Below are 6,000 nucleotides of genomic sequence, written 5' to 3'. Positions count from 1 at the left end.
CCGCGGGGGGGGGTGCCGTGCCACCGGGGGGGGGGGGGGGCCCGGGGGGCCCGCCCCGGCCCCCACCCCCCGCACTGATGTGATGACACCCACCACCGTCAGCGGCCCGTTCGACAGCTCGTTCCGGAAGGACGTTCCATGCGCCAGGTCACCCCGCTCGGCTTGTTCGGCGACAGCTCCAGCCAGTCCCATTTCAACGGCCGCGCGGACGAGATCCGTGAACTCTCCGGCCAACTGCCCGTGAACGAACGCGGACGCGTGGCGGAATACCTGCGGACGGCACCCGTGATCATCGCTCTCATGGGATTCACCGAGGACGTCGTGGGAACCGAGTTCTCCGTCATGGGCGGGTCGGCCCTGCACAGTGACGGAACCTTCTACTGGCGCCGCGACACGGCCGAGTACGTGGAGACCTACGGCACGGGTCTTCCCTCCGCATTCATGGAACACGGCGCCCGACTGGCATGGCGCGTGCCCTCCCTCACCGACGAAGAGGTACTGGAAATCGACGACTTCTTCATGTTTCTCCGGGCACGGGCCAAAGGGACCAGCTGGTGATCCGTCTCGAACGAGGTGCGGCTCGCCGCACGCGAGCCGCACCTCCACCTGGAGCATGGGAGGGGGATATCAGTGACCGCGTCCGACGCCTCGGCGGATCGCGGTCTCCACGGGAGAGCAGGAAGGGTGCCCGTCGGGACGTTCGATGCTCGGGCCCCGACCCGGCTTGGGAAGCAGCGGCGGCTGGGCCATGAAGCGGGGTTCGGCTCCTTGGTGTGGTTGCGCGGCGTGTACGAGGAAGGGGTGGCAGAGGTAGACGTCACCGGCCCGGCCCGTGGCGAGGGCGACCGGTCGGTGTTCGGTGGCGGGCACGGCGCGCTCGGCGAGTCGCATGAAGGGCAGACCGCCCTCGCGTTCGGGGGCGAGGAGTGCGGCGACGTCCAGGTGGGACCCGACACGGATCCGGGTGGGCGCGTCGTCCTTCCCCACGTCGGACATGAGGAACAGCATCAGCAGCCACCGCCCGCGAGAGGCGACGTTCACCCGGTAGGACAGGAAGTCGGCGGGATCGTCTCCCGGGTAGCTCGCGTCGATGTGCCATCCGTCGTCGCCCGGATCCTGGTCACCGGGGAACCGCACCGGGAACGTACCGAGTCCGCCGAGAGGAGCCCAGCGCCCTTCGCCGACGAGGACATCGAACGCGGCATGCAGACGTGGCGAGTTGGCGGCGGCCCGGAAGGGCTCCTGCGTATAGCCGCCGAGCCGCACCACGGGGCTCTGCCACGTCGCCGGGTCATCGGGCTCGCCGTCGATGTCCCGCCACATGATGTCCCGGCATGCCGCCGCGAGGTCACGCGAGAACGCCCCCTCCACACGGAGGAACCCCTTCTCCACGAACTCGGACACGTCGTCGTCGCTGATCACCGATGTACTCATGCTGTGAGCGTGCCATCGGGGCGAGGGCGCCCACCCGACAGTTCCCGCACCGCTGCTGTCGGGCGACACGGCGGAGTTGCCGTACGTGTCCAGGCCCGGCTCCAGACGCACAGGGTGCAGCGTCCCGGGATGACTGCGACGATCCGCCGCCGACGCCGCTCTTGCCCGGCAGGCCGACGCGGTAGGCGAAGCTGCCCGCCGCGTCGTAGCACCGACCCCAGCGGAGTCGACTCCCCGGAAGCGCGCGAGTCACGCCAGGAGTTCACCGATGCCGCCGTCGCGGCCGGCCTCCCCGACCCCCGACTGGCCGCGGACGTCCTCTTCCTGGTGCCCCGGGGCTGCTTCGCCTCCACCGTCGAGGAGCCCGCGTACTGGACCGAGGAACGCACCAGCCTCGTCGCCCGAGCCGTGGTCAAGGCTCTCACCGAGGGCTGACAGACCGGCCGTTGACCGACGGGACAGCCGAGTGCCCGCCGCCCGGACAGTGCGGGCTCTCGGCGTCGGCGGCCGGAAAGTGTTCACTCGCCAGGGTGACGAAAGCAACTGGCCGGAGCTGCTAGCGTGCCGCATCGACGGCTTCTTCATCGCTTTCTCCTTCGCTTCCCGACGCGCGCTTCCCGACGCGGCAGTTCGCGGGACAGCGGACCCTATGACGCTCCAGCCACGCGATTCGTCATGCGCTGAACACCGCGGCGATGCCGCAGTTCGAGGGGGACGACAGCATGACCGGACTGACCAACTCCACCCGGGCGATCCTCAAAGCGACCTACACCCAACCCGTCCCTTCGGCCGTGCCGGCCGAGCCCACCGAACCCGGCGCGGCCACCGTGCGGGGAACATCGATGTCGGTGTTCGCGAAGCTGAACTTCATGCGGTCCCTGGGGCTGACCCGCTCCGAGACCGAAGCTCTGGGCGAACGGCTGTCAGGACAGAGCAGCGAGAGCACCGAGCTGGCCGACGCGTTCGCGACCATCCTGCCCTCCCTCCGTGACAACGATCCGGCCACCGCCGCGAGCACCGCCCGGCTGTACGCCGGTGTCACCCCCGGGACGCTGGCCGCCCTCGGCCGAGAGGTCGCAGCGCTGCGTACGCCGGACGGCACGGAGTCGGCCGACGCGGGATCGGGAACCGTACAGCCCAGTGCGACCGACGTCGCCCTGCTCGTCGACCGCTTCGTCGAGGAAGCCGCCATTCAGCCGGTCGGCTGGCTCCATTTGGAGCGGATCGAGATGCAGCCGGTCGGCCTGGAGCGCGGTGAGCTCGTCTCGACCATCCCGATGGCTCCGGGCGAGACCGTGCGCGTGAGCCACAAGGAGTGGTCGACACAGAGCGAGGAGCTGTCCCGGATCATCACGGACGAGCTGGAGACGTACGCGGAGAAGGGCGTGGCCGAGAAGACGGACGTGGCCATGTCCACCACCAACGAGTCCAAGCGCGACACCAACCTCAACTTCGGCGTCACGGCCAGCGGCAGCTACGGCACGGTATCGGTCACGAGCACGTTCAACTACGGCGTGTCCACCTCCGACCACGAGTCGCGCCAGGCCAGTAACAAGCACGCCACGGAGATCACGTCGAAGGCCTCCTCCCGCTCGCGCAAGGAACACAAGGTCTCCTTCCGTACCGAGACCCGGCGCGGCGAGGAGGACGAGGCCGCCCGCGTGATCACGAACGACTCCCCCCGTGTGATGCGCATCGACTACTACCGGATCATGCGCAAGTGGCGCGTCGACCTCATGCGGTACGGCCTGCGCATGACGTACGACCTCGTCGTCCCCGACCCCGGCGGCGCACTGCGGCGCCAGCTCATGGAGCTCGCCGAGATCGACAAGACCCTCGCCACCCCCTACGAATTCGCCTTCGGCATCGACCAGATCGACCGGACCAACTGGATGACGCTCGCAGCTCGATACGGCGCGTCGGTGACCGCACCACCGGAGGAATACCTCAGCCCGCCCGACTACACCTACGAGTTCCCCTCGATCATCGGGGAGGACGAAGCCGTGACGACCCGGTACCAGTCCTGGCAGATCGATCTGCCGGAGGGCTATGAACTCGTACCGATCCTCTTCGAGGTGAACTACTACGGCTGGCGCCCCGCCGAGCTGGCCCGCTTCGACGTGATCGGCGACGAGGCCCTGGAAGTCACCGCGACCCCGGTCGGCGCGGAGATCAAGGGCCGCTACCAGTCCCAGCTCCTGCACCTGAACGGCAAGACCGGCCACCTCTCCATCCAGTACACGCACCGCAACATCAGCTGGGCAGGGTTCCGGCTCGCCACCACCCTGCGCCTGTCGGACCAGGCGTATCTGGCCTGGCAGGTCGCCACCTGGCAGAAGCTGCGCGAGGCCGCCGAGCAGCAGTACTACACGCTCCAGCAGCGGGTGCGGGACCGCCGCGAACAGCTCCTCGCGGAGCTGAACCGCGACGACACCCTCACACTGCGCCGCGCCGAGCGCGAGGAGCTGATGAAGCGGTCCTTGCAGTGGCTCTTCGGCACTGACTTCGACACGGCGCCCGACGAGATCGACGCGGTGCTCGCGGCCCTCGGCACCAGCGGCACCCCCACCTGGACCGACGACATCGACCCCTCCACCCTTCCCGTCACCGCCGAGTCCTGGCTGAAGATCCGGAAGTTCGGCGAGTTCGTCAAGTTCCTGCACCAGGCCGTCGAATGGGAGAACGTCCTCTATTTCTTCTACCCGTACTTCTGGGGGTCGGAGAAACTGGCCGAGACGAAGCGGCTGCTGTGGCATCCCGACCCTCTGCGCCGCGAATTCCTGCGGGCGGGCGCCGCACGCGTGGTGCTGCCCGTCCGACCGGGGTTCGAGCGCGCGTTCTCCCGGCTGATGTCCACGGGCCGCATCGGCGGCGATGGTTCGCCGGACCCCCAGGACCCGCCGTACATGTCCATCGCCGAGGAGATCCAGGCGTACGCGCGGACGAATTACCCGGGCATTCCGCCCGCCAACCCCGACATCGCCGCCCGGGCCCGCCCCCTCCTGACGGTGAACCAGCAGCGTGCCTGGCGCGAGATCGAAGCCATCGTGGAGGCCCTGGAGAAGTACGCCGAGAAGGCGAAGCAGCGGGTCGACCCCGCGTGGCGCGGCGCGCCGATCGAGCCGGAGTACTACCCCACGACCCGGCAGGGTCTGCGCGTACTGCTCGACAGCCGCCCGAATCTGGTCCTCACCGACCCGTGGGGTCGGCCGTATCTCTACCAGAACCCTGGGCGCACCGCGCCGTTCGTGGTCACCAGTCAGGGCGCGGACTCGTCGGCGGGCGGCACGGACGAAGGGCTGGACATCTCCACCGACGCCGAGGGGAATCTCGTCGGCACCTGGTTCGAGTACACGCCGTGCAGCGGCCTCGACATCGAGGTCGGCTCCGACTTCGCCGAGAACGGATAGCGGGAGCACCATGGCGGACATCCCACTCCTGGACTCCTACTGCTCGTTGCCGACCCGGAAGGTCGGTGCGGACGGCAACGGAAACACCGACGGCATGCGCCGGTATCTGGAGGCGCTCACCGCGGAGTACCACATGATCGAGTGCTTCACGAAGTACTACACGCAGCGCTACCCGGACTCCGAGGTGTTCAGCGAGATCAGCTACCTCAACACCAAGCGGTTCCGCGGTGCGACGGAGATCCTCGCCAAGTGGATCCTCGCGGAGTACCGCAACGTATTCGGCCGCGCCGCCCTGAAGCGCGACATCAGGACACAGACCTCCGGCGGACAGCTGCGTTCGGACATGCTCGGCGTCCGGACCGAAGGGACGACCATGCTCCTCGAACTCGTCGAGGTGACCACGGTCGACGAGGCCGACGCCGCCGAGGTCGAGGACCTCCAGCACAAGATGGACACCCTGAGGCGCTTCGTCATCGGCCCGGCCTTGAAGGAGATGCTCACCCTCCAGCGCGCCGGGCGGGTGAGCATCGGCGCCCCGACGCGGATCGAGGTGCGCCGGTCGACCTGGCGGCCGTACTGGAACGAGCTGTACTACCCGCTCGTCCCCACCCAGCCCTCCACCGGGGCGCCCGGGAACGTCAAGTACGAGTGGATCTGCTACAAACCCACGTTCCGGCCCGACGGCATCGGCAAGGACGGCCTGGTGCTGTATGAGATCCACACCACGCCCCTGCCGCAGGGCGCTCCCCTTGAGGTACTCAAAAGGGTCGCCCGCCGCCTGCGCGAACTGGAGAACCAGCATCAGCTCGTGCTGCTGCCCGCGATGCAGCAGTACTGGGACGACAACACCGCCGACAGCAGGGAGCTGAAGAAGTGGCTCGCCATCGGCCTCGGCGCGGTCCTGCTCGTCACGCTCGTGGTGCTGGCCTGGCCCACGGCGGTGTCGCTCGCGGCGGCGGCCGCCGAGACCACAGGGGCCGCGGGGGCCGCAGGGGCCGCCGAGGCCGCGGCCGCGGCGGAGGCCGCGCAGTTGGCGAACGCCGTCCGGTACGCCCAGAGCGCGGCGAAGGTCCCCGGCTACTTCGAACGGGCGCAGGCGGCCATGCGGCCGCTGCTGTCCGGCGGCCTCGGCCAAGGCCTCGCGGGAAGCCACTGA

4 protein-coding genes and 1 pseudogene are annotated in these 6,000 nt (G+C 69.0%); 3 read left to right on the top strand and 2 right to left on the bottom strand.

The window, feature by feature from the left end:
• The first annotated feature begins 138 nt into the window (after positions 1–138).
• Complete coding sequence (locus tag ACF062_RS24875; RefSeq protein ID WP_392141338.1) at positions 139–558, top strand: hypothetical protein; 420 nt, start codon at positions 139–141, stop codon at positions 556–558.
• A 69-nt stretch (positions 559–627) separates the two neighbouring features.
• Here the strand turns inward: ACF062_RS24875 and ACF062_RS24870 are convergent, their stop codons facing one another.
• Entirely contained in the window at positions 628–1,434 is an 807-nt protein-coding gene (locus tag ACF062_RS24870; RefSeq protein ID WP_392142007.1) for a phytanoyl-CoA dioxygenase family protein, read from the bottom strand.
• A gap of 72 nt (positions 1,435–1,506) precedes the next feature.
• A pseudogene (locus tag ACF062_RS24865) lies at positions 1,507–1,642 on the bottom strand (glutaminase); the annotation flags it as partial.
• Between the two features lie 514 nt (positions 1,643–2,156).
• Between ACF062_RS24865 and ACF062_RS24860 the strand changes: the two are divergent.
• Both ACF062_RS24860 and ACF062_RS24855 read left to right on the top strand, forming a co-directional pair.
• Positions 2,157–4,844, top strand: a complete 2,688-nt coding sequence (locus ACF062_RS24860; protein WP_392141336.1) for a type II secretion system protein GspG — start codon at positions 2,157–2,159, stop codon at positions 4,842–4,844.
• Between the two features lie 10 nt (positions 4,845–4,854).
• Positions 4,855–6,000, top strand: a complete 1,146-nt coding sequence (locus ACF062_RS24855; RefSeq protein ID WP_392141334.1) for a hypothetical protein — start codon at positions 4,855–4,857, stop codon at positions 5,998–6,000.

The sequence above is a fragment of the Streptomyces sp. NPDC015345 genome (assembly GCF_043078805.1).
Taxonomy (GTDB): domain Bacteria; phylum Actinomycetota; class Actinomycetes; order Streptomycetales; family Streptomycetaceae; genus Streptomyces.
Note: the sequence above shows the minus strand (reverse complement) of the source record. Positions and strands in the feature narration are given on the sequence as shown.

Bases quoted from the DNA above. Each gene is read 5' to 3' on its own strand.
- ACF062_RS24875 (WP_392141338.1), top strand. From the start codon at position 139: ATGCGCCAGGTCACCCCGCTCGGCTTGTTCGGCGACAGCTCCAGCCAG.
- ACF062_RS24860 (WP_392141336.1), top strand. From the start codon at position 2,157: ATGACCGGACTGACCAACTCCACCCGGGCGATCCTCAAAGCGACCTAC.
- ACF062_RS24870 (WP_392142007.1), bottom strand. From the start codon at position 1,434: ATGAGTACATCGGTGATCAGCGACGACGACGTGTCCGAGTTCGTGGAG.
- ACF062_RS24855 (WP_392141334.1), top strand. From the start codon at position 4,855: ATGGCGGACATCCCACTCCTGGACTCCTACTGCTCGTTGCCGACCCGG.